Annotated in this window: 29 protein-coding genes and 1 tRNA gene; 18 read left to right on the forward strand and 12 right to left on the reverse strand. The window is 72.9% G+C overall.

Annotated elements, in window-relative coordinates:
- The first annotated feature begins 65 nt into the window (after window positions 1–65).
- The 4 genes from ACFWUY_RS06240 to ACFWUY_RS06255 all read left to right on the forward strand — a co-directional run bounded on the left by ACFWUY_RS06240 (window position 66) and on the right by ACFWUY_RS06255 (window position 4,037).
- A complete protein-coding gene (locus ACFWUY_RS06240) occupies window positions 66–260 on the forward strand; it encodes a hypothetical protein (protein ID WP_030207665.1) in 195 nt (64 codons plus the stop codon).
- A gap of 66 nt (window positions 261–326) precedes the next feature.
- On the forward strand, window positions 327–1,217 hold the full coding sequence (gene mshB, locus ACFWUY_RS06245) for an N-acetyl-1-D-myo-inositol-2-amino-2-deoxy-alpha-D-glucopyranoside deacetylase (protein WP_384102608.1): 891 nt from the start codon (window positions 327–329) through the stop codon (window positions 1,215–1,217).
- On the forward strand, window positions 1,214–1,594 hold the full coding sequence (locus tag ACFWUY_RS06250) for a DUF6113 family protein (RefSeq protein WP_384102610.1): 381 nt from the start codon (window positions 1,214–1,216) through the stop codon (window positions 1,592–1,594). Before mshB ends, ACFWUY_RS06250 begins: the two co-directional genes overlap by 4 nt.
- Window positions 1,595–1,769: 175 nt before the next feature.
- Entirely contained in the window at window positions 1,770–4,037 is a 2,268-nt protein-coding gene (locus tag ACFWUY_RS06255) for a hypothetical protein (protein WP_384102612.1), read from the forward strand.
- A 180-nt stretch (window positions 4,038–4,217) separates the two neighbouring features.
- Here the strand turns inward: ACFWUY_RS06255 and ACFWUY_RS06260 are convergent, their stop codons facing one another.
- Window positions 4,218–4,442 carry a hypothetical protein gene (locus ACFWUY_RS06260; protein ID WP_384102614.1) on the reverse strand — a complete coding sequence of 75 codons (225 nt, stop codon included), beginning with the start codon at window positions 4,440–4,442 and terminating at the stop codon, window positions 4,218–4,220.
- A 121-nt stretch (window positions 4,443–4,563) separates the two neighbouring features.
- On the opposite strand from ACFWUY_RS06260, the gene ACFWUY_RS06265 reads away from it, so the two are divergent.
- On the forward strand, window positions 4,564–5,403 hold the full coding sequence (locus ACFWUY_RS06265; RefSeq protein WP_384102616.1) for a Scr1 family TA system antitoxin-like transcriptional regulator: 840 nt from the start codon (window positions 4,564–4,566) through the stop codon (window positions 5,401–5,403).
- On the forward strand, window positions 5,375–5,584 hold the full coding sequence (locus ACFWUY_RS06270) for a DUF397 domain-containing protein (protein ID WP_384102618.1): 210 nt from the start codon (window positions 5,375–5,377) through the stop codon (window positions 5,582–5,584). Before ACFWUY_RS06265 ends, ACFWUY_RS06270 begins: the two co-directional genes overlap by 29 nt.
- Before the next feature lie 28 nt (window positions 5,585–5,612).
- Here the strand turns inward: ACFWUY_RS06270 and ACFWUY_RS06275 are convergent, their stop codons facing one another.
- Window positions 5,613–6,851, reverse strand: a complete 1,239-nt coding sequence (locus ACFWUY_RS06275; RefSeq protein ID WP_384102621.1) for a hypothetical protein — start codon at window positions 6,849–6,851, stop codon at window positions 5,613–5,615.
- A gap of 148 nt (window positions 6,852–6,999) precedes the next feature.
- Complete coding sequence (locus ACFWUY_RS06280) at window positions 7,000–7,362, reverse strand: DUF1304 domain-containing protein (RefSeq protein WP_384102623.1); 363 nt, start codon at window positions 7,360–7,362, stop codon at window positions 7,000–7,002.
- A gap of 166 nt (window positions 7,363–7,528) precedes the next feature.
- On the opposite strand from ACFWUY_RS06280, the gene ACFWUY_RS06285 reads away from it, so the two are divergent.
- The 3 genes from ACFWUY_RS06285 (at window position 7,529) to ACFWUY_RS06295 (ending at window position 8,662) form a co-directional block, all read left to right on the forward strand.
- The gene (locus ACFWUY_RS06285; RefSeq protein WP_384102626.1) at window positions 7,529–8,386 is read left to right on the forward strand and encodes a hypothetical protein; all 858 of its coding nucleotides are present in this window, start codon (window positions 7,529–7,531) and stop codon (window positions 8,384–8,386) included.
- Between the two features lie 43 nt (window positions 8,387–8,429).
- On the forward strand, window positions 8,430–8,558 hold the full coding sequence (locus ACFWUY_RS06290; RefSeq protein WP_384102629.1) for a hypothetical protein: 129 nt from the start codon (window positions 8,430–8,432) through the stop codon (window positions 8,556–8,558).
- Between the two features lie 29 nt (window positions 8,559–8,587).
- Window positions 8,588–8,662 (forward strand) — tRNA-Val (locus tag ACFWUY_RS06295).
- A gap of 24 nt (window positions 8,663–8,686) precedes the next feature.
- Here ACFWUY_RS06295 and ACFWUY_RS06300 read toward each other — a convergent pair.
- From ACFWUY_RS06300 to ACFWUY_RS06315, 4 genes are all read right to left on the reverse strand, one after another.
- On the reverse strand, window positions 8,687–10,258 hold the full coding sequence (locus ACFWUY_RS06300) for a serine/threonine-protein kinase (RefSeq protein WP_384102631.1): 1,572 nt from the start codon (window positions 10,256–10,258) through the stop codon (window positions 8,687–8,689).
- Entirely contained in the window at window positions 10,255–11,820 is a 1,566-nt protein-coding gene (locus tag ACFWUY_RS06305; protein ID WP_384102633.1) for a serine/threonine-protein kinase, read from the reverse strand. The genes ACFWUY_RS06300 and ACFWUY_RS06305 overlap by 4 nt, the downstream gene beginning before the upstream one ends.
- A gap of 100 nt (window positions 11,821–11,920) precedes the next feature.
- Window positions 11,921–12,847 (reverse strand): tetratricopeptide repeat protein, encoded by a 927-nt coding sequence (locus ACFWUY_RS06310; protein ID WP_384102635.1) that lies wholly within the window; start codon window positions 12,845–12,847, stop codon window positions 11,921–11,923.
- Window positions 12,844–13,899, reverse strand: coding sequence for a GNAT family N-acetyltransferase (locus tag ACFWUY_RS06315; protein WP_384102637.1), 1,056 nt, complete (start codon window positions 13,897–13,899; stop codon window positions 12,844–12,846). The genes ACFWUY_RS06310 and ACFWUY_RS06315 overlap by 4 nt, the downstream gene beginning before the upstream one ends.
- Window positions 13,900–14,011: 112 nt before the next feature.
- On the opposite strand from ACFWUY_RS06315, the gene fdxA reads away from it, so the two are divergent.
- Together fdxA and ACFWUY_RS06325 are read left to right on the forward strand one after the other, a co-directional pair.
- Window positions 14,012–14,332, forward strand: coding sequence for a ferredoxin (gene fdxA / locus ACFWUY_RS06320; RefSeq protein WP_015035968.1), 321 nt, complete (start codon window positions 14,012–14,014; stop codon window positions 14,330–14,332).
- Window positions 14,333–14,434: 102 nt separating this feature from the next.
- On the forward strand, window positions 14,435–15,529 hold the full coding sequence (locus tag ACFWUY_RS06325; protein ID WP_384102639.1) for a bifunctional succinyldiaminopimelate transaminase/glutamate-prephenate aminotransferase: 1,095 nt from the start codon (window positions 14,435–14,437) through the stop codon (window positions 15,527–15,529).
- A 92-nt stretch (window positions 15,530–15,621) separates the two neighbouring features.
- Here ACFWUY_RS06325 and ACFWUY_RS06330 read toward each other — a convergent pair whose 3' ends face one another.
- A complete protein-coding gene (locus ACFWUY_RS06330) occupies window positions 15,622–16,080 on the reverse strand; it encodes an ATP-binding protein (RefSeq protein WP_384102641.1) in 459 nt (152 codons plus the stop codon).
- Window positions 16,081–16,380: 300 nt separating this feature from the next.
- Window positions 16,381–17,322, reverse strand: a complete 942-nt coding sequence (locus ACFWUY_RS06335; RefSeq protein ID WP_384102643.1) for a hypothetical protein — start codon at window positions 17,320–17,322, stop codon at window positions 16,381–16,383.
- Window positions 17,323–17,351: 29 nt separating this feature from the next.
- Here ACFWUY_RS06335 and dapE point away from each other — a divergent pair, with 29 nt between their 5' ends.
- Together dapE and ACFWUY_RS06345 are read left to right on the forward strand one after the other, a co-directional pair.
- On the forward strand, window positions 17,352–18,446 hold the full coding sequence (dapE, locus tag ACFWUY_RS06340; protein WP_384102645.1) for a succinyl-diaminopimelate desuccinylase: 1,095 nt from the start codon (window positions 17,352–17,354) through the stop codon (window positions 18,444–18,446).
- Between the two features lie 104 nt (window positions 18,447–18,550).
- Window positions 18,551–19,300, forward strand: a complete 750-nt coding sequence (locus ACFWUY_RS06345) for a TIGR00730 family Rossman fold protein (protein ID WP_384102647.1) — start codon at window positions 18,551–18,553, stop codon at window positions 19,298–19,300.
- Between the two features lie 47 nt (window positions 19,301–19,347).
- Here the strand turns inward: ACFWUY_RS06345 and folP are convergent, their stop codons facing one another.
- Window positions 19,348–20,208 (reverse strand): dihydropteroate synthase, encoded by an 861-nt coding sequence (gene folP, locus ACFWUY_RS06350; protein ID WP_384102649.1) that lies wholly within the window; start codon window positions 20,206–20,208, stop codon window positions 19,348–19,350.
- Window positions 20,209–20,311: 103 nt separating this feature from the next.
- Here folP and ACFWUY_RS06355 point away from each other — a divergent pair, with 103 nt between their 5' ends.
- Complete coding sequence (locus ACFWUY_RS06355) at window positions 20,312–20,638, forward strand: hypothetical protein (protein ID WP_384102651.1); 327 nt, start codon at window positions 20,312–20,314, stop codon at window positions 20,636–20,638.
- On the forward strand, window positions 20,635–21,222 hold the full coding sequence (locus ACFWUY_RS06360) for a DNA-3-methyladenine glycosylase I (protein WP_384102653.1): 588 nt from the start codon (window positions 20,635–20,637) through the stop codon (window positions 21,220–21,222). The genes ACFWUY_RS06355 and ACFWUY_RS06360 overlap by 4 nt, the downstream gene beginning before the upstream one ends.
- Window positions 21,223–21,253: 31 nt before the next feature.
- Here ACFWUY_RS06360 and ACFWUY_RS06365 read toward each other — a convergent pair whose 3' ends face one another.
- On the reverse strand, window positions 21,254–22,057 hold the full coding sequence (locus ACFWUY_RS06365) for an enoyl-CoA hydratase/isomerase family protein (RefSeq protein WP_384102655.1): 804 nt from the start codon (window positions 22,055–22,057) through the stop codon (window positions 21,254–21,256).
- A gap of 312 nt (window positions 22,058–22,369) precedes the next feature.
- Between ACFWUY_RS06365 and ACFWUY_RS06370 the strand changes: the two genes are divergently transcribed.
- A complete protein-coding gene (locus ACFWUY_RS06370; protein ID WP_073809075.1) occupies window positions 22,370–22,537 on the forward strand; it encodes a DUF3117 domain-containing protein in 168 nt (55 codons plus the stop codon).
- Window positions 22,538–22,681: 144 nt separating this feature from the next.
- On the opposite strand, the gene ACFWUY_RS06375 is transcribed toward ACFWUY_RS06370, so the two are convergent.
- Window positions 22,682–23,347 carry an O-methyltransferase gene (locus ACFWUY_RS06375; protein WP_351217075.1) on the reverse strand — a complete coding sequence of 222 codons (666 nt, stop codon included), beginning with the start codon at window positions 23,345–23,347 and terminating at the stop codon, window positions 22,682–22,684.
- 142 nt (window positions 23,348–23,489) lie between these two features.
- Here ACFWUY_RS06375 and sigE point away from each other — a divergent pair, with 142 nt between their 5' ends.
- Together sigE and ACFWUY_RS06385 are read left to right on the forward strand one after the other, a co-directional pair.
- Window positions 23,490–24,248: an RNA polymerase sigma factor SigE gene (gene sigE / locus ACFWUY_RS06380; RefSeq protein ID WP_384102658.1), complete on the forward strand. Its 759-nt coding sequence runs from the start codon at window positions 23,490–23,492 to the stop codon at window positions 24,246–24,248.
- Window positions 24,245–25,201, forward strand: coding sequence for an anti-sigma factor family protein (locus tag ACFWUY_RS06385; RefSeq protein WP_384102660.1), 957 nt, complete (start codon window positions 24,245–24,247; stop codon window positions 25,199–25,201). The genes sigE and ACFWUY_RS06385 overlap by 4 nt, the downstream gene beginning before the upstream one ends.
- Window positions 25,202–25,266: the final 65 nt, after the last annotated feature.

The raw sequence follows: 25,266 nt of genomic DNA on the forward strand, positions 1-25,266 counted from the left end.
CTGGCACATGCTGATCGACCGAACCGCTCGAATATCCGACCGAAGAAGTGTGGAGGTGAACCGCCGTGGCACTCTCGATCTCCGTGGTGGTGCTGCTGGCGATCGTCGTCTTCCTTCTGATCCGGAAATCCGGATTGAAGGCGGGACATGCGGCGGTCTGCGCGCTCCTGGGCTTCTATCTGGCGAGCTCGTCCATCGCTCCGTCCATCAGCACCCTCACCACGAACGTGGCGAACATGGTCGGCGGCCTCAAGTTCTGACCCTCGCGTTCCGCGTACCCGCACGTACCGACCTGACACCCGGTCCGACCTCGTAGGGTGGGGAGCATGTCCGATCTCCCCGCCCGCCGTCTGCTGCTCGTGCACGCGCACCCGGACGACGAGTCGATCAACAACGGCGCCACCATGGCCAGGTACGCGGCCGAGGGCGCCCTCGTCACCCTGGTCACCTGCACGCTGGGCGAGGAGGGCGAGGTCATCCCGCCCGAGCTCGCCCACCTGGCCCCCGACCGGGAGGACCGGCTCGGCCCCCACCGCGTCGGCGAACTCGCCGCCGCGATGACCGAGCTGGGCGTCACCGACCACCGCTTCCTCGGTGGCCCCGGGCGCTTCCGCGACTCCGGAATGATGGGCGCCGAACAGAACAAGCGTGAGAACGCCTTCTGGAACACCGACGTCGACACCGCCGCCCCCCACCTCGTCGAGGTGATCAGGGAGACCCGCCCCCAGGTCCTCGTCACCTACGACCCCGACGGCGGATACGGCCACCCCGACCACATCCAGGCCCACCGGGTCGCCATGCGCGCCGCCGAACTGGCCGCGGACCCGGCCTACCGGCCCGACCTCGGCCTTGCCCACCCGATCGCCAAGATCTACTGGAACCGCGTCCCGCGCCCCGTCGCCGAGGCCGCCTTCGCCCGGCTCCACGCCGAGGGCTCCGCCTTCCCGGCCGTCGCCGCGATCGACGACGTCCCCGGCGTCGTCGACGAGGACCGGATCACCACCGAGATCGACGCGGGCCCGGAGCACGCCGCCCGCAAGAGCGCGGCGATGGCCGCGCACGCCACCCAAGTCGCCGTCGACGGTCCCTTCTTCGCGCTCTCCAACGACCTGGGCCAGCCGATCTTCACCACCGAGTACTACGAGCTGGTCCAGGGCGTCCCCGGCGCCCCCGCCGGGGAGCGCGAGACGGACCTCTTCGCGGGGGTGACCGCGTGAGCGCCCCCACTCCCGGCACGCCGCCCGCCTCCCGTAACGCCCGGTTCGTCTGGTACGCGGTGCTTGTCGTCCTCGGTGCCCTCGTCGGCACCGCCGGCTCCCTCGTCCAGGCCGCCTGGCTCCCCGGCGGCCTGTTCCTCGCACTCCTCGCGACCGCCGCCCTCTGCTACGGAGGACTGCGCGCCACCGGCACCCAGACCGGTGCCGTCACCGGTGCGGCCGGCTGGCTCCTCGCCGTCATCCTGCTCAGCCTCGGACGCCCCGAGGGCGACGGGGTGTTCGCCGGAGGCGTCGGCGAGCTGCTCTTCCTCTTCGGAGGCATGGCGGTCGCTGTGATGTGCGCCACGCTGTCCCGGTCGCCGCGACCGACCCCTTGAACAGGACGACTTGAGTCCGGGGACGTCCTGACTTCGGCCGGATTGCCCGTCGTCCGTCACCCGGGGGTCGGGTATATGACGGCGGCGGCCAGTATGGTGGTGCGCGCCGCCGAACCGCCCGGGTTACACGAGCATCAGCAAGAGCGGGCGGTGGAGCCAACCGGGAGATCCTGCTTTGAGTCGTGAAACTGGTCGAGAGACTGACAGTTCGTCCTCCGGCGCCCAGGGGCGCGGTGGAGCCGCGTACCCCTCGGGTACACCGCCGTACGGATCCCGCCAGTATCCGTCGCTCCACCCCTCGCAGGACGCGCCGGAGGAGACCGCCGCGCCCGCTCCGCCGGAGGAGCCCAAGACCGAGACGACGCTGACGACCCGGATCCGGATCAACATCCCGGGTTCGCGGCCGATCCCGCCGGTCGTCGTCCGCAAGACGGTCAACGAGACCTCCGCGCCGGAACCCGCGCCCGCGCCCGCCGTGGAGCCGGCCCCCGAGCCGGCACCGGCCCCCGAGCCGCCGCAGGCCGAGCAGGCGCCCAAGGCGAAGGAGACGAGCGACTGGTTCGCGCCCCGCAAGGCGGCGCCCCAGAGCCCGGCCCCCGCGCCCGCGCTGCCCCCGGCACCCGCCCCGACCCCGAAGCCGGCCCCCGCCGGGCCGGACGCCCCGGGCACGGGCTTCGCGGGCTCCGCGACCTCCGGCGTCCCGACGGTCGGCAACACCCCGTCGAGCCGCCCGGTCACGGCACAGCCGGCCAACGGCAATCCGCTGTACGACAGCGGCACACCGGCGGGCGGAACGCCGATGTACACGGGTACGCCGGCGGGCGGCACCCCCATGTACACGGGGACGCCGGCGGGCGGAACGCCGATGTACGACGGGACGCCCGCCTCGGGCACCCCCGGACACGACGGAACCCCGGCCGCGGGCACGCCGATGTACGACGGGACCCCGGGCTACGACGGCACTCCGGGCGCCGGAACCCCGATGTACGAGGGGACCCCCGCCGCCGGAACCCCCATGTACACGGGGACGCCGGCCGCCGGCACGCCCGCGTACCGGGGCCCGGCCGCGCCGACCGGCCCCACCACGGGCCCGGTCACCGGCACCGCCTCCCTGGGCGGCCCCGGCCAGGGCCAGCGGCCGGGTCAGGGCCAGGGCCCCGGCATGCGGCCCGGTCAGAGCCAGGGTCAGGGGCAAGGCCCCGGTACGCGTCCCGGTCAGGGCCAGGGCGCGGGCTCCCCGTTCCCTCCCGGCGGCGCCCCCCGCATGTCCGACGACACCGCGATCCTCACCCCGCAGGCACCCGCCCCCACCCCCGGACCCGGGACGGGCGCCGGCAACGGCCACGTCTCCGGGGACACGCTCACCAGCGGCATCCCCGTCGTCCCGCCGAACGCCGCCCGCCCGAACCTCACCCCCCGCGTCGAGGAGCAGGCGTCCCCCGCCCCGGCACCCGCACCGCGCCAGGCAACCGCCCCCAACCGCGCCCCCGCGAAGAAGGGCCGCTCCAAGTCGGTCCTCGCCGCCGTCGCGGTCCTCGGCCTCGCCGGCGTCGCCTACGGCGCCGGACTGCTCCTCAACCACTCCGACGTCCCCAAGGGCACCACGGTGCTCGGCGTGGACATCGGCGGCGGTACGAAGGAGGAGGCCGTCAACAAGCTGGAGGCGGCCCTCGGCAAGCGCGCCGCCACCCCGCTCCAGCTCGGCCTGGGCGGCCAGAAGGTCCAGCTGCCCCCCGAGAAGGCGGGCCTGGCGCTCGACAGCCAGGAGACCGTCCGCGCCGCCGCCGGCAGCGACTACAACCCGGTCTCGGTCATCGGCTCCCTCTTCGGCGGCGAGCGGATCGCCAAGCCCGTCTTCCCGGTCGACGAGGAGAAGCTCGCCGTCGCCCTGCGCGACCTCGCCGGCTCCTCCGCCTCGGTCACCGAGGGCACCATCCTGTTCGCCCCGAACAAGGTGACCCCCGTCGAGGGCAAGCCCGGCAAGGCCGTCGACCTCCAGCGCTCGATGATCTCCGTCAGGGACGCCTTCCGCGCCCAGGTGGAGACCGGTCAGAGCCGGCTGGTCGAGCTGCCGGTCACCACCCGCAGGCCGAGCGTCACCAAGGCGGAGCTGGACCGGGCGATGAAGGAGTTCGCGACGCCCGCCATGTCCGACCGCATCACCATCAGGGCGGGCGGCAAGGAGATCCAGTTCGGCCCGGCACGTTCGCTGCCGCAGATCCTCTCCATGAAGGCCGTCGACGGCCGCCTGGTGGAGGTCTACGACAAGAAGGCGATCGACCGGCTCCTCGACGGCGCCTTCGACGGCATCATGATCACCAAGGGCGACGGCACCAAGCACGAGGTCTCCGCCGACGACGTGGCCTTCGTGATGGGCGACGCCCTGCGCGGCAAGACCAAGGAAGAGCGCACGAAGACCATCGACCTCAACGGCGAGGGCTGACCGCCCCCGCCCCGGACTCCGAGCCCCCGTCCCCTTCCGGGACGGGGGCTCGTCCGCATCGCGGGCACGTACACGGCGGATACCGCAGCGCCGACCCGACCGGCACGACGCCGGGACGCGGGCGGTGGACACGGCGGGGCGACCAGGTACGGCCGCCGTCACGGGAGACGCGCAGGGAGATCACCACTCGCCCCCGTACTTCTGCTTCTTCGCCCGCAGCCAGGCCTGCATCTCCCGCGTCTCGGCGGACGTGGCCGCGCGCAGGTCGTCGGCCCGGATCGTCGCCACGAAGTGCGTGAACCGCACCCGCCGTTGATCGCCGTCCACGCCGATGACCTTGCCGGGCCCGTAGACGTCGGTACCGGTGTGGGCGACGAAGCTGCCCGTGTCGTGAGGGGTTCCCATCGCGAGCCTTTCGCTCTGTGTGTTGTTCCGGTCACACAGTGGCGTGACGGACGTTAGCCTCGACAGGGGGACACGCGTGACAACGCGATCAGCACGTCGAGGGCATGTGGGGAGGTCGCCGGTGGCGATCGAGGACAACCCGGAAACCCGCCGCAAGTACGGCGAGGAGCTGAAACGCCGCCGGGAGGCGACCGGCCTGACGCAGGAGCAGCTGAGCGAGCGTGCCGTCATCTCGCGCACGCACCTGGCCCACATCGAGGCGGGCAGACGCCGCCCGGCCCTGGACGACGCGAGACGCCTGGACCGGGAACTGGGAAGGGACGGCTTCTTCGAGAACTTCCTGCCGACGCTGGACGGGAAGGCGGTGGCGGAGCACTTCGCGGAGGCGCTGGAGTTCGAGGGGCAGGCGGTGATGATCCGGGAATACGCCCCGAAGCTGGTGCCGGGAATCCTGCAGACGCCTGCGTACGCGAGCGTGGTCCTCAGCTCCGGCTCGTCGCCGAAGAGCGACGGGGAGCGTGACAGGTTGCTCGGCACACGGCTGGAGCGGGCGCGGATCCTGGAGGACTTCGACTCGCCGGTCGTATGGATCATGCTCGACGAGGCCGTCCTGAGACGGCCTGTCGGCGGACCGGCGGTGATGTGCGAGCAACTGAGGCACATCGTCGAGCTCGGGGAGAGCCGCCGGATCCGGGTGCACGTCGTGCCGTTCGCGGTCGGCTACCACGCTCTGGTGGAGGGCGAGGTCAAGCTGATGTGGTTCGAGGACCAGCCGCCGATCGCGTACGTGGAAGGGCTCAAGTCCGGCCGGGTCTGGGAGGATCCGTCCGTGGTCCGGGAATGCCAGGTGGCCTACGATCATGCTCTGGGCGACGCGCTTTCGCACCGAGAGTCGCTGGCACTGATCAGGTCCGTAGCGGAGGAATACGCGCATGCAGCACGGAACGACGAGCATCCCTGACGCCTCGATCCTCCCGGCCTGGCGGAAGTCCTCGTACAGCGGCGGCAACAGCGGCGACTGCCTCGAAGTGAACGACGCCTGCACCGGTCACGTCCCCGTGCGTGACTCCAAGACCCCGAACGGCCCCGCCCTGGTCTTCGGCGCCGTCGCCTGGGAGCAGTTCGTCGACGGCCTGAAGTAGGCACCGTCCGCCCTCCGAGAGCCGCACCTCAGGGAAAGTCAGGGCCCGCCACCGGAGCCAACCGTGCTTCGGCAGCGGCCCGTACCTCAGGTGTCTCCATCGGGTCGTCGCGGAGCGCTCTGATCCGCTCCAGGGCTTGCGGCTGGTGGGGTGCCGAGGCGATGCCCAGCAACCGTGCGCGTTCCTCGCAGTCCCCGAGCGACTCGGTGTACGCATCCCCCAAGCCGGACGGGTCGATCGCGGCAAGCGCGCGCAGGTAGTCGGCCCGTTCGTACGAGTGGGGGGTGTGCAGCCAGTAGCGCCACAGGACGGGTGCGGCGTCGACGGCATCGGGACCGAAGCCGGCCAGTCTCTTCGCCGTCGTGTCGGGGCCGCACCAGGCGCGCGCCTCCCACTGTTCGGCGAGTTCGGCCACGAGCCCCGCCAGCGCCTCGGGCCCGGGGTGGTCGGCCAGGACGTCCGCTCCCAGCCGGGCCAGCCACTCCCGCTCGCCCACGGCCCACCCGCGTGCCGCCGGTACGGCGAGGGCTCCGAGGCGCTCGACCGCCCTCCGGAGCAGGGGCAGGGGCCTGCGGCCGTCCGGGGTTCCGAGTGTGGGGACGAGCGGGATCAGCCACTCGGCCGGCTCGCGGCCGGCGAGCGCACGCAGTGCGTCGACCTTCGTGTGGTGTTCCGTCCCGGCTGCTGCCAGCAGGGCGAGCAGCTCCTCGTCACTCAGCCCGCCAAGGGAAGGCCGTGGAGGGAATCGGCTGCCCGACACCTCGATCCCGAACCGGTTCCACGGCTCGGAAGCCCACGGAAGGTCCTCTTCCCCGCCGATCCGGGCGCGCGCGACATCGCCCAGGTCCTCCCACCATGGGGCAGGCCGGCAATTCGCGACCGACTCCCGTACGAGCACCCAGTGCTCGCCCTCCCGGATATACGCCCGGAGTCCCTCACGGGCCTCGTCCGAACCGGCGAGGGCGAGCGGTTCCAGCACGCCGACGGCCCGTGCACACTCCTCCTCGTCCCCCGGCAGCTGGTCGACGACCGGCGCCAGCGGCAGCTTCAGGTCCCGGAGCAGCCGCGCCTGGTAGAGGCGGCGGGTGTCGCTCTGGTAGTCCCACTTCCAGTCCCGGCGGATGCCGTCGTACGCGAACGGCGCGGCGGCCCTCGGGTCGCGCCGTGCACGCTCCGCGCCCAGCCCCCGGCCGCGCTGCAACAGCCCTTCCAGCGTGTCGTGGCGGGCGTAGGACATGGTGCGGGACGTCTCGTCGTGATAGCTCATCCCGCCGCACCCTGCCTGTCAGGAGGCGCGGTTGCCAGGCGTTATCGACCCGAGCCACCAGGCGCAGCCGGGCTCGGCTCGGCGGCTGCCGGCCGTCCGTCGGCGGGGACTCGGGCCCCGCTGGTCATTCCCGGTGGGCGGCCGGGCCTCAGTGGGAGACGAGGACGGCCGAGAGGGCGAGCGCGCCGGGCAGGGCCTGGGCGAAGAGGATGCGGCGGTTGGCGGTGGCGGCGCCGTAGATCCCGGCGATGACGACGCAGGACAGGAAGAAGACGCGGACGCGGAAGCCGGTGGGGTCGTCGGCGATGAGGCCCCAGACCAGGCCGGCGGCGAGGAAGCCGTTGTAGAGACCTTGGTTGGCGGCCATGGCGGCGGTGTCGCGGGCCATCCTGGCGTCGAAGCCGGAGAAGCGACGGCCGGTCGTCTTCTCCCAGAGGAACATCTCCATCACCAGGATGTAGGCGTGCAGCAGGGCGACGAGGGCGACGAGGATGTCGGCGGTCAGGGGCATGCCCGCATTCTGCCGCCGGGCGGGGCGGGAAGACGCGCGACGCGTGGGTGTCGCCGCTCGGCAGCCCAGGAGGACCTCACGCCGGCCAACCCGCCAGGCCGGCACGTTGCGGCCGCACCAGAAGCCCGCTCGAAACGCTCACCCGGTGCTCCGCTTCAATCGGGCCATGACTCACTCACTCGGCTCCCTCTCCGCGCCCTCCGGCGTTCTGGTCCTCGCCACGGCCGGGGCCGTCGACTGCTGGGCCGACACCGAGCGCCCGCTGTCCGTGCGGGGCCTCGACGCCGCCAGGGCCGGCGGTGGCCACCTGCACCTTCCCGACGACGACGCCCCCGACGCCTGGTACGGCGAGGCGGTCGCCGTTCCCGCCGCCACCGACCTGCCCCTTCCCGTGCGTGCCGAGACGGCCCCGTCCCCGTTCGACGGCGCGCCGACCGTCTCCGTCCTCGAGGTCGACCTCGGGCTTCCGTGGCCCGACGAGTGCGGCCCCGGCCCCGTACACCTCGGTGATCTGCCCGTGGACCGGTGCGGCATGGTCCTCGGTGACGCGCGGGCCCTCGACGGGTTCGTCGGTCTGGCAGGGGACTCCGTCGACGGGCTCGCGGACGTGACGTACTGGGGCCTGTACCAGGACGAGGCCCACGCCGAGTTCGGCGGCGAGCCCGTCGCCCACGGCGCGTACGGGCACCTCGACCTCCCCCTCGCCGAGGCCGAGGCGCTCGCCGCCCGTCTCTCCGCCTGGGTCGAACAGGGGCCCGGCAAGGGCCTGATGGTCTCCCTGGACCCGCACAGCCACTACCACCTGCTCCACCGCGCCGGCTGGGACCGCCCCCTCCTCGACTCCGTCCTGGACATCGCCGGCTGCCCCGTCCTCAGCCTCGACTGGGACCCGGGCGACCACTCCGTACGCCACGACGGCGAGCGCTCCTGGGGCAAGGTCTATCCGGTCTCCCTCGAGCCCCGGGACGGCGCCACGGTCCTCCGCTGGACCATCCCGCCCTACGAGGACGAGGAGTCGGCATGAGACGACGCCGGGAGAAGAGGCGGCGGCCACCGCCGCCCGCGAAGTGGGGGATCTCGTCCGGCGGTTCCACGGGGTCGAGGTCGACGTCGTGTGGGAGCCGCCCCACCGCGACCGGTCCTGGACCGCGCAGGTGCGGGTCCTGGAGCAGATCGAAAAGGACTCGCCGTCCTGACCGGCCTCCACGTAGAGTTTTCCGCAAGGGCGGGGTCGTAGCACAGAGGTAATGCGCCGCGATGACATCTCGGAGGACGCCGGTTCGAATCCGGTCGCCCCGCCCCCTTCTCTCCCTCTCGCTTCCGCTCAGGCGCGCGGCATCGCCTTCACCGCCGCCTCCGCGATGCTCTTGGCCTCCCCTTCGCACGTCTCGGCCGGATGGCGCTTGCCTCCCAGGGACGTGACCACGACGAGGTTTCCCTTGCGCACGTACAGCGTGCACGTCGTGCGCTCGTCGCTCGGGCCGCTCCAGAAGGCCTCGTCCGCGAACGCGATGCCGGTCTCCGGGCGTTCGCCCTCCGCGCTGTCCGCGAACTCGCTCTTCTGGCGCTCCGTCGCGTTCTCGCGCGTGCCCGCGCTGCGGCGCAGGTCCCAGCGGACCGTGGCGTGGGCGTAGTAGTTCCAGCCGTCCGACTGCGGTTCGTCCTTGTCGTTCCACGAGCAGCTGGTCTCGGCTCTGCCCGAGTACTCGGTGTACACGTCCTGGTCCGGGCGCCGCTCCGGGAGCGGCAGTTTCGGGGCAGCCTCCGCGCAGACCGGCATCGTGAGGTAGAGGTCCGGCGGCCCGGCGGCGCCCCCGTCCCGTACGTACCACCAGGCTCCGGCGCCGAGGACGCACAGGGCGACGGCGGCGGCGATGAGCGCTCCCCGGACCCGCCCCCGCCGTCGGGCAGGCGCGGTGGCCAGCTGCGTGGCCACGGCCGTCGGCGCGGCGGAGCTGCCTCCGGGCGGTACGACCACCGTGCGTTCGGGGTCGCCGCCGCCCCGGGCGAGGAGGTGGTCGACGGCCCGCTGCTGGTCGGTGACCATCGCGTGGACGGCGGGCGGCCACTGGCGGGCCACCGGGGCCGCCGGGCCGAGGGCGGCGAGCAGCTGGGCGGGGGTCGGCCGGGCCGCCGGGTCCTTGGCCAGGCACCACGTCAGGAGGCCGCGCAGTTCCTGGGGCACGGCGGAGAGTTCGGCTTCGGTGTGGACGACGTTGTAGAGCGACTGGAGCGTCGAGGCGGCGGCGAACGGGCTCGTGCCGGTCGCCGCGAGCGCCAGGACCGAGCCGAGCGAGAACACGTCGCTCGCGGGGGTGAGTTCCCTCCCCTCGGCCTGCTCGGGCGACATGAACGCCGGTGACCCGACGACCAGGCCCGTCCCCGTGAGTTCGGTGACGTTCCCCCCCTCGGCCGCCCGCGCGATGCCGAAGTCGATGACGCGGGCCCCGTCCTCCGACAGCAGGACGTTCTCGGGTTTCAGGTCGCGGTGGATGAGCCCCGCCCGGTGGATCTCCTCCAGGGCCGTCGCCAGCTGTACGGCGAGCCGCCGTACCGTCTCGACGGGCAGCGTGCCGCACCGCTCCACCGCCGAGCCGAGCGAGGGCCCGGCGACGAACACGGAGGCGAGCCACGGTGTGGGGGCGTCCGTGTCGGCGGCCATCACGGCCGCCGTGCAGGCGCCGGACACCCTCCGGGAGGCCTCGACCTCGCGCCGGAACCGGGCGCGGAAGTCCTCGTCGGCGGCGAACCTGGCGTGCACCTGCTTCACGGCGGCGAGCCGGCCGTCGGGTGCGGCGCCGAGGAAGACGCGGCCCATGCCGCCGCGCCCGAGCTCGGCGAGGAGCCGGTACGGGCCGGCCCCACGCGGGTCGGCGGGGCCGAGGGGCCGCGTCATCGGGCCCCCTTCGTCCTCATCGCCCCGACGGCCGCCATGGCCTGTCTCCCGAGGTCCTCGGTCAGGGGTTCACACGTCCCCAGGGGGTAGTGAGGGCCCTTCACCAGGACGAACAGCTCCATGTTCACGTCCCGGCCGTACAGCACGCAGTACCCGTCGGGCTTGTACCAGAGGGACTCCTCCACGAAGTCGAGCGTGGTGCCACGGCGGGTCTTGCCCCGCATGTACATGCCCTCGTAGTGCGACTTCGACAGCTCGGCGCCGGTGGGGCCGCCGGTCCGGCTCCGGTAATGGGTCCAGATGATGACGATCTCGTCACCGGAGCGGGTGTTCCAGGTGCACTGGTTGCTCTGCCCGTCGTCCGTGGTGTGCGGAGGGCCCCCGTCCTTGGACGGCCATGACCTGAACCCGGTGGGCAGCTTCACCGCGGTGTCCGCCTTCGCGCAGGACGGCAGCGTGCCCGTGTACGCGTCGGCCACCTGGCTCAGCGGCACGTTCCCCGGCGTCGGTACGGGCTCGTCGACGATCGTGTAGTACACGTCGCCGGCCCAGCCCGTCGCCGTGAACACCGCCCCGGTGACCGCGAGGACCCCGGCGGTGACGGCGGCGACCGTCCAGCGCCGGCGGCCCCGGTTCCGTATCCGGGGGAGGGGAGCGGGGGCCGCCGGGGGCTCGGGCACCGCGCTCACCAGCCGGTCGATCTCCGCCCGCTGTTCCGCGATCCGCCGGTGCACGCCGTCCGGCCACGGCCTCGCCGACGGCGTCACCGGCCCGATCAGGGCGAGCAGTTCCTGCGGGGAGGGGCGGAGGGCCGGATCCTTGGCGAGGCAGGCCGTCAGGAGGTCGCGCAGGCCGGGCGGTACGGCGTCGAGGTCGGGTTCCTCGTGGGCGATGCTGTACATCAGGCCGGGGGCGGAGGTGCCGGCGAACGGCGTCCTCCCCGTACAGGCCACGGCCAGGGTGGCGCCGAGCGCGAAGACGTCGGCGGCGGGGCCCGGGGCCTCGCCGCGGATCTGCTCGGGTGCCATGAAGGCGGGGGAGCCGATGAGCGCCCCGGTGTGCGTCAGCTTCGTCAGGTGGTCGGCGGCCCGGGCGATACCGAAGTCGATCACGCGGACGCCGTCGTCGGTGAGCATCACGTTCGACGGCTTCAGGTCCCGGTGCACGAGACCCACCCGGTGGATGTCGGCCAGTGCCTGGGCGAGGCCGGCGGCCACCTGCCGTACCGGCTCCTCGGGCAGGACGCCCGCCGCGAGCACCTCGCTCAGCGTGAGCCCGGGGAGGAAGAGGGAGGCGAGCCACGGTGCCGCCGCGTCCGGGTCGGCGTCGACGACGGGCGCCGTGTAGGCGCCGGAGACCCGGCGCGAGACGTCGACCTCGCGCCGGAAGCGGGACCGGAAGCCCTCGTCGTCGGCGAGGTCGGCGTGCACCTGTTTGACGGCGACCAGCCGTCCGTCGGCGGCCACGCCGAGCAGGACCCGGCCCATTCCGCCCTGCCCCAGCACCGCGACCGTACGGAACGGCCCCACCTGTGACGGATCGTTCGGCCCTGCTGTCCGCATGTCGTCGTCCTCCCCCGGAAACGCTGAAGGATCCTATGAGACGGCGCGTCGATGCTGCGGGTCCCGTGACGTGATCCACAAGACATTCACCGGAGGCCGCTCAGTTCAGCCGCGCCCGCGCCGCCTGGGCCCGCCGCCGGATCGTCGTCGCCGATTCCGGGTCGACCGCGTCCATCACGAGCGCGTACGCCTCCATCTCCTCCGCTCCGGTCAGGAAATCGGCCCGCTGGACGAGCAGCTCGGCGCGCTCGTAGCGGAGCCGGGCCGGGTGCGAGGGGAGCAACAGGGAGAGTTCCACCGCCCACAGGGCCACGTCGGAGCGTTCCGGCCGGGGCGCCGCCCAGGCGCGGATGTTGTTGAGGATGCGGAGCACGATCGCACCGGGCTCGGCGGGCCGGAGCATCGAGCGGTCGAGGGCCTCGCCCGTCGCGCTCGCCACCAGGAGTTCGGCGTCCGTGCCGGTCATGGGGCGTCCGCCGGCGAAGGGGTCGGCGAGGTTCAGGTCGGCGGGGTCGCCGAAGCCCACGACGAAGTGGCCGGGCAGCCCGAGCCCGTACACGGGGGCACCGGCCCGGCGGGCGACCTCCATCCAGACGACGGAGAGCAGGATGGGCAGGCCGCGGCGGCGCCGGAGCACCTCGTGCAGGAGTGAGGACTCCAGGCGCTGGTAGTCGGCGGGGACGCCCTCGAAGCCCTCGTGACGGCCGAGGAGCGCGGCGAGCTCGCCGGCCCAGTCGCCGGTGATCCGGGTCGCGTACGGGACGAGTCCGGCGAGGCGGTCGAGTTCGATCTCGGCCTCGTCGAGGACGTGCCGGGTGACGGTGGGGTCGGCCACCGCGCCGATGAGGAGGCAGAGCCGGGCGAGGTCGGGCCGTTCCGACCGGGCCTCCTCCGCGAACTCGCGCCGCCAGTCGACCGGCCCCGAGCCCTCGGAAGCACCCCCGGACGTGTCCCCGGCCCCGTCCCCGATCCCGCCCTCGGCTCCGTTCCCGGCTCCGTCCGGTGGTGGTGGTACGTCCTCCGTCACGCCTCGACCCATCGGTAGTGGTGGTAGTGGTGGTGGGGCGCGAAGCCCATGCCGTCGTACAGCGCCCGCGCGCCGTCGTTGTCGGCCTCCACCTGGAGCCAGGCCGCCGAGGCCCCCTCGTCGAGCGCCTGCCGGGCGAGTGCCGTCATGACGGTCGTCGCCAGGCCGCGGCGCCGGTGGGCCGGGTCGACCTCGACGGCCATGAAGCCGGCCCAGCGTCCGTCGACGACGCACCGCCCGATCGCCGCCGGTACCTCTCCCGTGCCCGCCACGGACGCGAACCACACACTCGGACCCGAGGTGAGGACCTTCTCCACTTCCGGGCCCGGTGTGCCGAAGCGCTGGTAGCGGCGCAGCCACGGCTCGTCGACGGTGCGGGAGAGGCGTACGGCGGAGACGTCGGAGTCCAGGTCGCCGATCGGGGCGAGCGCCGCGATCCGCACCTCGGCGGACACCTCGCGGTGCCAGCCGTGCCGTTCGAGCGCGGCGCACAGGAGCTCCTGGGTGCCTTCGGCGCCGGTGGCGGCCTGCACGTACGCGGGCAGCTCCCGGGCCGCGTACCACGCGCGTACGTGCGCCAGGGCGTCGGCGATCGGCAGCCCCGGATCACCGAGCGGGAGGACGGAGTTGGCCCGGCGGGTGAAGCCCACCCGTCGCCCGACCACCACCCCTCCAGGACCCCCTTCGGGCGGCGCCTCATGGAACGCGGCCCGCAGGGTCCACTCGCCGAGGGCCTCGCTCTCGACCGGCTGCCACGCGCGCGCGGTGGCCCGTGCCAGTTCGGGGAAGGTGGCCGAGGGACCGCGTCGGCGGGCGGGGGCGGCCGGGACGACCTTGCCCGCGACCAGCGAGGAGTCCGGGATCCGGACGCTCTCGCCGCTCTTTCGTGTGATCAGCAGCACAGAGTCGTCCCATGATGTGAGAACCCCTACCGCGTCGGTGAATCTGCCACCCGCCGCCGGTGTCTCCGTCACGTACCGAACGGAGACACGTTTTCCCACGTCAGCGCTGGTGATTCGGACCTCAAGGCGCCCTCCGCCGGTGAATTCCACAGCTTCTCCGCCCCTCCTGTTCGGATCGCCCTCAAGAACGGAGATACTAGGTGCGGGCATCGACGACGCCGCGCTCCCGCGCAGACCAGCCCTATCGAGGAGGAACGACAGCGTGACCTACGTCATCGCGCAGCCTTGTGTCGACGTGAAGGACAAGGCGTGCATCGAGGAGTGCCCCGTCGACTGCATCTACGAGGGCAAGCGGTCCTTGTACATCCACCCGGACGAATGCGTCGACTGCGGGGCCTGTGAGCCGGTCTGCCCGGTTGAGGCGATCTTCTACGAGGACGACACCCCGGAGGAGTGGAAGGACTACTACAAGGCGAACGTCGAGTTCTTCGACGAGCTCGGTTCGCCCGGTGGTGCCTCCAAGCTCGGCGAGATCGAGCGCGACCACCCCTTCATCGCCGCCCTGCCGCCGCAGAACGGCTGATCGAACCGATCGCATCCGGTCCCGTACGGCGTGGCCGCCGTGCGGGACCGAGGCGTTTCCCGACGCCTCTCCTGTGTACGTACGAGGAAGTGAGAGCCACCCGTGAGCGCAGTCTCTTCGCGCCTTCCCGTCTTCCCCTGGGACAAGCTGGAGCCGTACAAGAGGACGGCCCTCGCGCACCCCGACGGAATCGTGGACCTCTCGGTCGGCACGCCCGTCGACCCGGTCCCCGCGCTGATCCAGGAGGCCCTGGTCGCGGCGGCGGACTCGCCGGGCTATCCCACGGTCTGGGGGACGAAGGAGCTGCGGGACGCGCTCACCGGCTGGTGCGGGCGGCGCCTGGGCGCGGTGGACTTCGCGCACGAGAACGTGCTGCCGGTCGTGGGCTCCAAGGAGCTGGTGGCCTGGCTGCCGACGCAGCTGGGTCTCGGCGCCGGTGACGTGGTCGCCTACCCGCGGCTCGCGTACCCGACGTACGAGGTGGGGGCGCGGCTCTGCGGTGCGACCCCCGTCGTCTACGACGACCCGACCGAGCTGGACCCGGCGGGCCTGAAGCTGCTCTGGCTGAACTCCCCGTCCAACCCGACGGGCAAGGTCCTCGCCAAGGACGAGCTGACCCGGATCGTGGCCTGGGCGCGCGAGCACGGCGTGCTCGTCTTCTCCGACGAGTGCTACCTGGAGCTGGGCTGGGAGGCCGATCCGGTCTCGGTCCTGCACCCGGACGTCTGCGGCGGTTCGTACGAGGGGATCGTCGCCGTCCACTCGCTGTCCAAGCGTTCCAACCTGGCCGGCTACCGGGCCGCGTTCATCGCGGGCGACGCGGCGGTGCTCGGCGAGCTGCTCCAGATCCGCAAGCACGGCGGCATGATGACCGCCGCGCCGGTGCAGGCGGCGACGGTCGCGGCGCTCGGCGACGACGCGCACGTGGCCGAGCAGCGGGAGCGGTACGCGGCCCGGCGGGCGGCCCTGCGGGGGGCCCTGGAGGCACACGGCTTCCGGATCGAGCACAGCGAGGCGAGCCTGTACCTGTGGGCGACCCGGGACGAGCCGTGCTGGGAGACCGTGGCGTACCTCGCGGAGAAGGGCGTCCTGGTGGCGCCGGGCGACTTCTACGGCGAGGCGGGGGAGCGGTTCGTGCGGGTGGCGTTCACGGCGACGGACGAGCGCGTCGAGGCGGCGGTCAAGCGCCTCGGCTGACCGCCCGCCTCAGGCATGGGCGAGGGCCCGGGGAGCAGGTGCTCCCCGGGCCCTCCGTCGTTCCCGTGCGGGTCGGCCGTTCCCGTGCGGGGTCAGCCGATCGGCAGGCCGCCCAGCGTCTGGCCGGTGGGCAGGTTGCCGAGGCCGCCGCCCAGGGCGCCGCCGGTCGGGCCCTCGGCGCTCTCGGCCGCGGAGCCCGCGGTCTTGCCGACGACCTCGCCCGCGCTGTCGGCGGTGTCACCGGCGACCTTCTGGGCGACCGGGGTGGCGGTCTTGCCGGCCGAGCCGACGGTCTTGCCCGCGGCGGGGACGGCGGTGCCGACGGCCTGGCTGCCGGCGGAGCCGACGACGCCGGTGGCGGTCTGCGAGGCGCTGTCGACGGCGGTGCCCGCACCGGCGGCGTCCAGGGCGGTGACGCCGCCGAGGGCGCCGGTCGGCGCGAGGTTGTGGTCCAGGGCGCTCGCGGAGCCGGCCGCACCGACCACGGGGGCTGCTCCGGCCGCGATGAGGAGGGCGGCGCGGGCGATCCGACGGGTCAGGGGGAGGGACATGGTGCTCCTTCGACGAGGTGCGAGGTGTGGTTCGGACGCAGTGACAACCGGCTCCGGGGAGGGAGAGGTTGCGGCGGTCGAAGGTAAAGAGTTGGTAATGCGTCGTATTGTCGGGTGGGGAGGAAAACGGACGAACACGTCATTGCGTAGAGCTTTGCCGAACCGTCACTTCCCTTGCCCCGCAAGGGGAAGAGGGGCATGGGGCGCGCTACGGAAAAGACGGCTCGGAAAGGTGGTGAATTTCTCCGCCCGGAACCGGCGCCGCGCCACGACCGAGTGAAGGATCGTACGCGTGCTCGGCTACCGGGCGAGCCGTATGAGGACGGTCCGCCCGTCCCCGGCGGGCGTGCCCGAGGACGCCGTCCAGCCGCCGAGGGCCTCGCCGGCCCGCCAGACCCGGCCCCCGTACGTGACCTCCGTGATGCGCAGCGCCTCCGCGCGCGCCACCGCCCACTGCGCCAGCTCCCAGCCGCGCCGCTCGTCCGCGCCGGCCCCCCGCGCCGTCCCGGCCGCCGCCCGTACCGGCACCACGAGCACCGGCGGCTCCGCCGCCGACCGGCCCGCGCTCGGTCCGCCCGTCACCGCCCGCGGCGCCGCCTTCTCGCCGAAGGCCCGTACCAGCTCGTCACGCACCCGCTTCGGATCGCCCGGCCGGCCCGCCACCTCGTTCGACGTGCAGGAGAGCGCCGCCGGCGTCCGGCCCGTCAGCGCCGCCGAGAGCAGCGTGGCGTCCGGCTCGTGCTTCGCGTACGCCTGCGGGAACCCGCTCTTCTGCACCTTCTGCGCCGCCACCGTCAGCGGCAGCCGCGAATACCCCCGGACCTTCTCCAGGCCCTCGTAGAACTTCCCCGCCGAGTACACCGGGTCCATGATCTGCTCCGGCGTCCCCCACCCCATCGACGGCCGCTGCTGGAACAGGCCGAGCGAGTCCCGGTCGCCGTGCTCGATGTTCCGCAGCGCCGACTCCTGGAGCGCGGTCGCGAGCGCGATCGTCACCGCGCGCTCCGGCAGCCCCCGGGTGGTGCCCACGGCCGAGATCGTCGCCGCGTTCGACGCCTGCTCCGGGGTGAACTCGTACCGGTTCTCGCCACTGCCCACACTGCACCGTGGCGTGCCCTTGCTCCCTGTCGTCTGGTGCACGGCCACGTACGAGGCGAGGCCGAGGAGCACGGCGAAGGCGACCGCGGAGCGGGCGAGGCGGCCGCGACGGGCGGGGCGGGTGGGCTCGGACACGGGGCCCACCGTACTGGAGGCCGCGTTAGGGTCGGCACATGGCTGACATCACCCCGTTCGACGCGCCCCTCGACCTGTCCCAGGACGGGGCCGCGCTCACCGCCGCCCTCGTCGACTTCCCGTCCGTCAGCGGGACCGAGCAGCCGCTCGCGGACGCCATCGAGCAGGCACTTCGTGGCCTGCCGCACCTCACCGTCGACCGCTACGGCAACAACGTCGTCGCCCGCACCCACCTCGGTCGGGGCGAGCGGGTCGTCCTCGCCGGACACATCGACACCGTGCCGATCGCCGACAACGTGCCCTCCCGGCTCGACGAGGACGGCATCCTGTGGGGCTGCGGCACCTCCGACATGAAGTCCGGGGTCGCCGTCCAGCTGCGGATCGCCGCCACCGTTCCCGAGCCCAACCGCGACCTCACCTTCGTCTTCTACGACAACGAGGAGGTCGCCGCCGACCTCAACGGCCTCGGGAAGATCGCCGCCGCGCACCCGGACTGGCTGGAAGGCGACTTCGCCGTCCTCCTCGAACCCTCCGACGCCCAGGTCGAGGGCGGCTGCCAGGGCACCCTGCGCGTCATCCTGCACACGGCCGGCGAGCGCGCCCACTCCGCGCGCTCCTGGATGGGTTCCAACGCCATCCACACCGCCGCCCCGATCCTCGCCCGCCTCGCCGCCTACGAGCCGCGCAAGCCGGTCATCGACGGCCTGGAGTACCACGAGGGCCTCAACGCCGTCGCGATCCAGGGCGGCGTCGCCACCAACGTCATCCCCGACGCCTGCACGGTCACCGTGAACTACCGGTACGCCCCCGACCGCTCCCCGGCCGAGGCCCTGGCCCACGTCCGCGAGGTCTTCGCCGACTGCGACATCGCCGAGCTCGTCGTCGACGACGAGAGCCCCGGCGCGCTGCCCGGCCTCTCCCACCCGGCCGCGGAGGCCTTCATGAAGGCCGTCGGCGGCAGCGCCCAGCCCAAGTTCGGCTGGACCGACGTCTCCCGTTTCAGCGCTCTCGGCGTGCCCGCCGTCAACTACGGACCCGGCGACCCGATCTACGCCCACAAGCGCGACGAGCACGTCCCCGTCGAGCGGATCCACCACTGCGAGGCACGCCTCCGCGACTGGCTGACTGCCTGACTTCCGTAATTTCGCGTTTCGTCACCTCTGTGGTCCTACGCTGACCGGACCAGAAGATCAGTTGGCGGTCGAAGAGGACCGCCGATCGGCGGAGGGAGCAGGCCATGGGCATTCCCGAGGGAATGGCGAAGCCCGAGGAACAGCGACTCGGTCCGGTGCTCAGGCGGCGGGACCAGATCCAGCCGGGCACCACGGACCAGCGGCTGCTCGACACCGAGGGCGACTCGGAGTGGGTGCACACCGACCCCTGGCGGGTCATGCGCATCCAGTCCGAGTTCGTCGAGGGCTTCGGCGCCCTCGCCGAACTGCCGAGCGCGATCAGTGTCTTCGGTTCGGCCCGCACGAAGCCGGACTCGCCCGAGTACGAGGCGGGCGTACGGATCGGCCGGGCGCTCGTCGAGGCCGGCTTCGCGGTCATCACGGGCGGCGGCCCCGGCGCCATGGAGGCGGCCAACAAGGGGGCCAGGGAGGCCAAGGGCGTCTCGGTGGGCCTCGGCATCGAGCTCCCCTTCGAGCAGGGGCTCAACCCGCACGTCGACATCGGCGTGAACTTCCGCTACTTCTTCGTCCGCAAGACGATGTTCGTGAAGTACGCGCAGGGCTTCGTCGTTCTGCCCGGCGGCCTCGGCACCCTCGACGAGCTCTTCGAGGCGCTGACCCTGGTCCAGACCCGCAAGGTCACCCGCTTCCCGATCGTCCTCTTCGGCACGGAGTACTGGAAGGGCCTCGTCGACTGGCTCCGCGACTCGGTCGTCGCGGGCGGCAAGGCCTCGGAGCGCGACCTGCTGCTCTTCCACGTCACGGACGACGTGGAGGAGGCGGTCGCGCTGGTGACGAAGGAGACCGGCAAGTAGGTCCCCGGGGGCGCCTGCCACGGCGCCCCCTTCCGTCATCCACCGCTCTACGCAAGCCCCCGCCGGGCCACCGCCGGAGGCCGGTGCCCGGCGATGGACGCCACCATGTCCAGGACCTGGCGCGTCTCCGCCACCTCGTGCACCCGGTACACCTGGGCCCCGAGCCACGCCGACACCGCCGTCGTCGCCAGAGTCCCCAGCACCCGCTCCTTGACCGGCCGGTCGAGCGTCTCCCCGACGAAGTCCTTGTTCGACAGGGACACCAGCACCGGCCACCCCGTCTCCGCCATCTCCCCGAGCCGCCGCGTCGCCTCCAGGCTGTGCCGGGTGTTCTTCCCGAAGTCGTGCCCCGGGTCGATCATGATCGCGTCCCGGCGCACCCCGAGGGCCACCGCCCGCTCCGCGAGCCCCACCGTCACCCGCAGGATGTCGGCCATCACGTCCTCGTACGCGGTCCGGTGCGGCCGGGTCCGCGGCTCGGCGCCACCCGCGTGCGTGCACACGAGCCCCGCGCCGTACTTCGCGGCCACCACGGCGAGTCCCGGATCGACCCCGCCCCACGCGTCGTTGAGGACGTCCGCCCCCGCCTCGCAGACCGCCGCGCCGACGTCCGCCCGCCAGGTGTCCACGCTGATGACCACGTCGGGATGGCGCCTGCGGACCTCCGAGACGAAACCGACCGTGCGCCGTGCCTCCTCCTCGGCCGTCACCTCCTCGCCGGGGCCCGCCTTCACCCCGCCGATGTCGATGATCGCCGCCCCCTCGGCCACGGCCTGCTCGACCCGGGCGAGCGCCGGCTCGTCGCGGAAGGTCGCGCCCTGGTCGTAGAAGGAGTCCGGGGTCCGGTTCACGATCGCCATGATCACCGGCTCGTGCGGCCCGAATTCACGCCGTCCCAAGCGCAGCATCCCTTTTGTCCTCCCTCGCGTACGTTCGCCTGCGACCCTAACTGTCGGTGGCACATGGCACGATCGGCACGGGACGATTTCCACTCCGGGAAGAGGCGCGCAGGTGTTCTGGTTTCTGCTCATCACGATGGTCGTGGTCGTGGCCGCGGTGACCCTGGCCGTGGTCGGCGGCGGCGACGGCGAGGTGCTGCCCGAGGTGGCGCCCGAGCAGCTCGTCGACCCGCTCCCGGCCGAGCGTCCGGTCGACCGCGCCGACGTCGAGGCGCTCCGCCTCCCCGTCGCGGTCCGCGGCTACCGGATGGAGGACGTCGACGACGTCCTCGTCCGTCTCGGCGCCGAACTCGCCGAGCGGGACGCCCGGATCGCCGACCTCGAGGACGCGCTCGCGGCAGCGGCCGCCGAGGGCCACGGAGAGGACGACCGGGCATGACGGCCGGAGGAGCGGTCCCGGGGCCGGACGGCCGCCCGCGCTGCCCCTGGGGCCTGTCGGCCGAGGACTACGTGGCGTACCACGACGAGGAGTGGGGCCGCCCGGTCCACGGCGACGACGCGCTCTTCGAGCGGCTCTGCCTGGAGGCCTTCCAGTCGGGCCTGTCCTGGATCACGATCCTGCGCCGCCGCGAGGGCTTCCGCCGGGCCTTCGCCGGATTCGAGATCGCCTCCGTCGCGGAGTTCGGCGAGGCGGACCGCGAACGGCTCCTCGCCGACGAGGGCATCATCCGCAACCGCGCCAAGATCGACGCGACCCTCGCCAACGCGAAGCTGCTCGCCACCTGGTCCCCCGGCGAACTCGACACGCTGATCTGGTCGTACGCCCCCGCCCCGGCCGGCCGCCCCGCCCCGCGTACGGTCTCCGACGTCCCGGCGGTCACGGACGAGTCCACGGCCCTCTCGAAGGCCCTCAAGAAGCGCGGCCTCCGCTTCATCGGCCCCACCACGGCGTACGCCCTGATGCAGGCGTGCGGCCTGGTCGACGACCACGTGGCGGACTGCGTGGCCCGGGGCGGACGGTAGGCCGACCGCCCCGCGACCGACCCGCGGCCGCTCAGCGGCCCAGGTACTTCGGCTTCTCCTTGGCGATGAAGGCGCGGACCGCGATCGTGTGGTCCTCCGAGGAGCCTGCCAGGGACTGCAGCTCCTCCTCCTTGTCCAGGGCCTCGGCGAGCGAGTGGTCGGCGCCGTACGCGAGGGACTCCTTGAGGGCCGCGTACGCCACCGTCGGGCCCTCGGCGAGGGCACGGGCCACCTTCTCGGCCTCGGCGGCCAGGTCGGCGGCCGGGACCAGACGGTTCACGATGCCGAGCTCGTACGCCTCCTGGGCGCTGATCGAACGTGGGAAGAGCAGCAGGTCGGACGCCCGGCTCGCGCCGATCAGCCGGGGCAGCGTCCAGGACACGCCGGAGTCGGCGGTGAGCGCGACGCCCGCGAACGAGGTGTTGAACGAGGCCGTGTCGGCGACCACCCGGTAGTCCGCCGCGAGCGCGAAGCCGAAGCCGGCCCCCGCCGCGACGCCGTTCACGCCCGCCACCACCGGCTTGCGCATCCCCGCGAGCGCCTTGGTGATCGGGTTGTAGTGGTCGCGGACCGTGTTCATGGTCGCGCGCGTGCCGTTCTCCTGGTCCGCCATCAGCAGACCGACGTGCTCCTTCAGGTCCTGGCCGACGCAGAACGCCCGCTCGCCGGCCGCCGTGAGCAGTACGGCCCGCACGGCGGGGTCCGCCGCGGCCGTCTCCGCCGCGTCCCTGAGGGCCACCTTCGCCGCCACGTTCATGGCGTTCATGGCCTCGGGCCGGTTGAGCGTGATGGTGGCGAGTCTGTCGCTCACCTCGTACAGGACCGTGTCGGCCATCGGGTTCCCTTCGCCTCTTCGCGTGGTGGACGAGCCCAGCATGGCGGACATCACCCGCACCGCACATGTGAGCTGCGTCAAAGACCCAGGGGTTCCAGGAGGACGCCGAGCGGCGAAGTATCGCAGCCCGATCGCCGAAATGTGGGGTTTTGAGAGAGCGCGTTGCGCAAGCGATGCCAATCGATGTTGGTCATCGGGTCCTGCCATGCGGGATAATGACCTGGAAGCAATGTGTTCGAAGCCGGTGACGCGTGCTCCACATCATGGAGCTGCCCGGCTGACAAAGAGCTGGTTTCAGGAAGGGGAACAAGCATGGCGGCCATGAAGCCGCGGACGGGTGACGGCCCGCTCGAGGTGACCAAGGAGGGGCGGGGCATCGTCATGCGCGTTCCGCTCGAAGGCGGCGGTCGGCTTGTCGTCGAGCTGACCCCGGACGAGGCCCAGGCACTGGGCGACGCTCTGAAGCAGGTCGTCGGCTGACCCTCTTCTCCACGATTTCCCACCGCTGCCCCGGTACGGCCCGCCCGTACCGGGGCAGCGGTGCGTCGGGGGTCGTACGGGGCGGGGGCGTACGGGCGGCGGTGTGAGGCCGGGGTGGGAGACGTACGGGCGGCGGCGGGGCCGTCAGCCCCGGCGTACCGCGCAGAGCAGGCCGTCGCCCACCGGCAGCAGGGAGGGGACGAGCTCCTGGCTCTCCCGGACCGCGCGCAGCAGCTCACGGACCCGCTGGACCTCCGCGGGCTGCGCACCCGAGTCGACCGTACGGCCGTCCGCGAAGACGCCTTCGAAGCAGACGAGGCCCCCGGGCCGCAGCAGGCGCAACGATTCAGCGAGGTAGTCCAGGTACTCGAGCCGGTCCCCGTCGCAGAACACGAGGTCGTACCCGCCGTCCGCGAGGCGCGGCAGGACGTCGAGGGCACGGCCCGGGATGAACCGGGCCCGGTTGCCCGCGAAGCCGGCTGCGCGGAACGCCGTCTTCGCCAGCTGCTGGCGCTCCGGCTGGAGGTCCACCGTGGTCAGGACGCCGTCCGGCCGCATCCCGAGCAGCAGATAGATGCCCGACACGCCCGTGCCGGTTCCGATTTCCGCCACCGCCTTGGCGTCCGCCGTCGCGGCGAGCAGGCGCAGCGCGCCACCGGTCCCCGGCGACACCGAGGGCTGCCCTGCCTCCCTGGCCCGCTCCCGGGCCCAGCGCAGAGCGTCGTCCTCGGCGACAAAGGCGTCGGCGAACGACCAGCTCGTCTGCCGGTTGGCGGTAATGGCCCTCTCCTGTCCCCGTAGTTGACGCAACGGTGACTGTATCCGCTGTCAGCGGGAACCCGCTGATGGGACCGTGCGTTCACCAGGGGTGGGAAGCGACAGGGGACAGCCGGGCGACCGGACCCCAAATTCGCGTAAAGATTCTTATCCGGAGCTAACGGGCGGGGTGGCTATGGTAGGGGCTCCACTGGACACCACCAGAGCCGACAGGGGAGGTGCGGCTGCGCCTGTGGATCGGGGAGGAGTGCTTCGGCGTCTTCTCAGGTCGGCGGGTGAGCCGAAATCCGTGACCGACACCGCTGAGCGTTTCCGCACCACCGACTCCGCTCCCACCACCGCGACCTTCGCATCGGATGCGGAATCGCAGGCGTGGACTCCGCCCACCTGGGAGGAGATCGTCAGCACGCACAGTGGCCGGGTCTACCGCCTCGCCTACCGCCTCACGGGCAACCAGCACGACGCCGAGGACCTCACGCAGGAGGTCTTCGTCCGTGTCTTCCGCTCGCTGTCGACGTACACGCCGGGCACCTTCGAGGGCTGGCTCCACCGCATCACCACCAACCTCTTCCTCGACATGGTCCGCCGCAAGCAGCGCATCCGCTTCGACGCGCTCGCCGACGACGCCGCCGAGCGACTGCCCAGCCGCGAGCCCTCGCCGCAGCAGGTCTTCAACGACACGCACTTCGACGCCGACGTGCAGCAGGCCCTCGACACCCTCGCGCCCGAGTTCCGCGCCGCGGTCGTCCTCTGCGACATCGAAGGACTGTCGTACGAGGAGATCGCCGCGACCCTCGGCGTGAAGCTCGGCACCGTCCGCAGCCGGATCCACCGCGGGCGCTCCCACCTCCGCAAGGCGCTCAAGCACCGCTCGCCCGAGGCACGGGCGGAGCGTGCCCTGGCCTCCGTCGGATGGGAGGCAGGGACAGCGTGAGCGGCACACGTCCCTCGTCACCGACCCCCGCGGAACAGCACCTCGGGGACCGGCTGGCCGCGCTCGTCGACGGCGAACTCGGCCATGACGCCCGCGAGCGGGTCCTCGCCCACCTCGCGACCTGCGCCCGCTGCAAGGCCGAGGCCGACGCCCAGCGCACCCTCAAGAGCGTCTTCGCCTCCGCCGCACCCCCACCGCCGTCGGAGGGCTTCCTCGCCCGGCTGCAGGGCCTCCCGGGAGGCCCTGGCGACCCGGGCGCCCCAGGAGGGCCCAGAGGCCCTCTGGAACAGCTGCTCGGCCCGGGCGGAGTGAAGTCCGACGGCTTCGCCACGGCGGCGGTCGTCACCCCGCACCCCCCGCACACCGGATTCCGCATCCACGCGGTCGGTGACCGCGCCTCGGGAACCTCCGGGCGCGGCAGGCGCTTCGCCTTCGCGGCGGCCAGCGCGGTCTCCTTCGCGGCGATCGCCCTCGGCGGCACCCTGCCCCTCGAAGCCTCGGTGAACGCGAGCGGGCGCGGCGGTCAGGGCACGGGCAGCGCGGTCACCCCGCTGCGCACCGCCTCCACGGGTCCCGGCGGCGGCTCGGCCGTGGCCAGGGGCACGCGCTCCGGGGAGCGCGGCGCCCAGGCCGTCGACGAGGGCAGGGCCGTTCCGGCCGCTCCGCTGTCCTCGGCGGCTCCGGCGGCGGTGCCGCACGGGCCGGTGGTCCCGCACGGGCCGGTGGCGGCGGGCCACCAGGGCACGGTCCCGGCCGGCGCGGTCCCGCCGGACGCGGTGCGCTCCGTGGCGGCTCCGCTGTCGGCGGTGGCGCTCCAGAGGCCCGCCCCGCAGTCGCTCCTCGCCCTGTCGCCGTTCGTACGGCCGACGGGTCCGGCCCTCCGACTGGCCTTCGCCCCCGGCCCCAGTCCGGCGCCGAGTCCGACGACCGCACCGCTCGGCTCCCACCGCTGACCCGCGACCTGGTTCAATCCAGGGACACGGGCGCCCGAACCAGGGGCGCGGACGGGTCTGCGGGG

This window comes from Streptomyces sp. NPDC058664, from assembly GCF_042716635.1.
GTDB lineage: Bacteria > Actinomycetota > Actinomycetes > Streptomycetales > Streptomycetaceae > Streptomyces.

Excerpts from the sequence above, each read along its gene's own strand:
- mshB (WP_384102608.1), top strand. The coding sequence starts at position 327 with ATGTCCGATCTCCCCGCCCGCCGTCTGCTGCTCGTGCACGCGCACCCG.
- ACFWUY_RS06260 (WP_384102614.1), bottom strand. The coding sequence starts at position 4,442 with ATGGGAACCCCTCACGACACGGGCAGCTTCGTCGCCCACACCGGTACC.
- ACFWUY_RS06270 (WP_384102618.1), top strand. The coding sequence starts at position 5,375 with ATGCAGCACGGAACGACGAGCATCCCTGACGCCTCGATCCTCCCGGCC.
- ACFWUY_RS06275 (WP_384102621.1), bottom strand. The coding sequence starts at position 6,851 with ATGAGCTATCACGACGAGACGTCCCGCACCATGTCCTACGCCCGCCAC.
- ACFWUY_RS06280 (WP_384102623.1), bottom strand. The coding sequence starts at position 7,362 with ATGCCCCTGACCGCCGACATCCTCGTCGCCCTCGTCGCCCTGCTGCAC.
- ACFWUY_RS06285 (WP_384102626.1), top strand. The coding sequence starts at position 7,529 with ATGACTCACTCACTCGGCTCCCTCTCCGCGCCCTCCGGCGTTCTGGTC.
- ACFWUY_RS06300 (WP_384102631.1), bottom strand. The coding sequence starts at position 10,258 with ATGACGCGGCCCCTCGGCCCCGCCGACCCGCGTGGGGCCGGCCCGTAC.
- ACFWUY_RS06305 (WP_384102633.1), bottom strand. The coding sequence starts at position 11,820 with ATGCGGACAGCAGGGCCGAACGATCCGTCACAGGTGGGGCCGTTCCGT.
- ACFWUY_RS06330 (WP_384102641.1), bottom strand. The coding sequence starts at position 16,080 with ATGTCCCTCCCCCTGACCCGTCGGATCGCCCGCGCCGCCCTCCTCATC.
- dapE (WP_384102645.1), top strand. The coding sequence starts at position 17,352 with ATGGCTGACATCACCCCGTTCGACGCGCCCCTCGACCTGTCCCAGGAC.
- ACFWUY_RS06345 (WP_384102647.1), top strand. The coding sequence starts at position 18,551 with ATGGGCATTCCCGAGGGAATGGCGAAGCCCGAGGAACAGCGACTCGGT.
- folP (WP_384102649.1), bottom strand. The coding sequence starts at position 20,208 with ATGCTGCGCTTGGGACGGCGTGAATTCGGGCCGCACGAGCCGGTGATC.
- ACFWUY_RS06360 (WP_384102653.1), top strand. The coding sequence starts at position 20,635 with ATGACGGCCGGAGGAGCGGTCCCGGGGCCGGACGGCCGCCCGCGCTGC.
- ACFWUY_RS06365 (WP_384102655.1), bottom strand. The coding sequence starts at position 22,057 with ATGGCCGACACGGTCCTGTACGAGGTGAGCGACAGACTCGCCACCATC.
- ACFWUY_RS06370 (WP_073809075.1), top strand. The coding sequence starts at position 22,370 with ATGGCGGCCATGAAGCCGCGGACGGGTGACGGCCCGCTCGAGGTGACC.
- sigE (WP_384102658.1), top strand. The coding sequence starts at position 23,490 with ATGGTAGGGGCTCCACTGGACACCACCAGAGCCGACAGGGGAGGTGCG.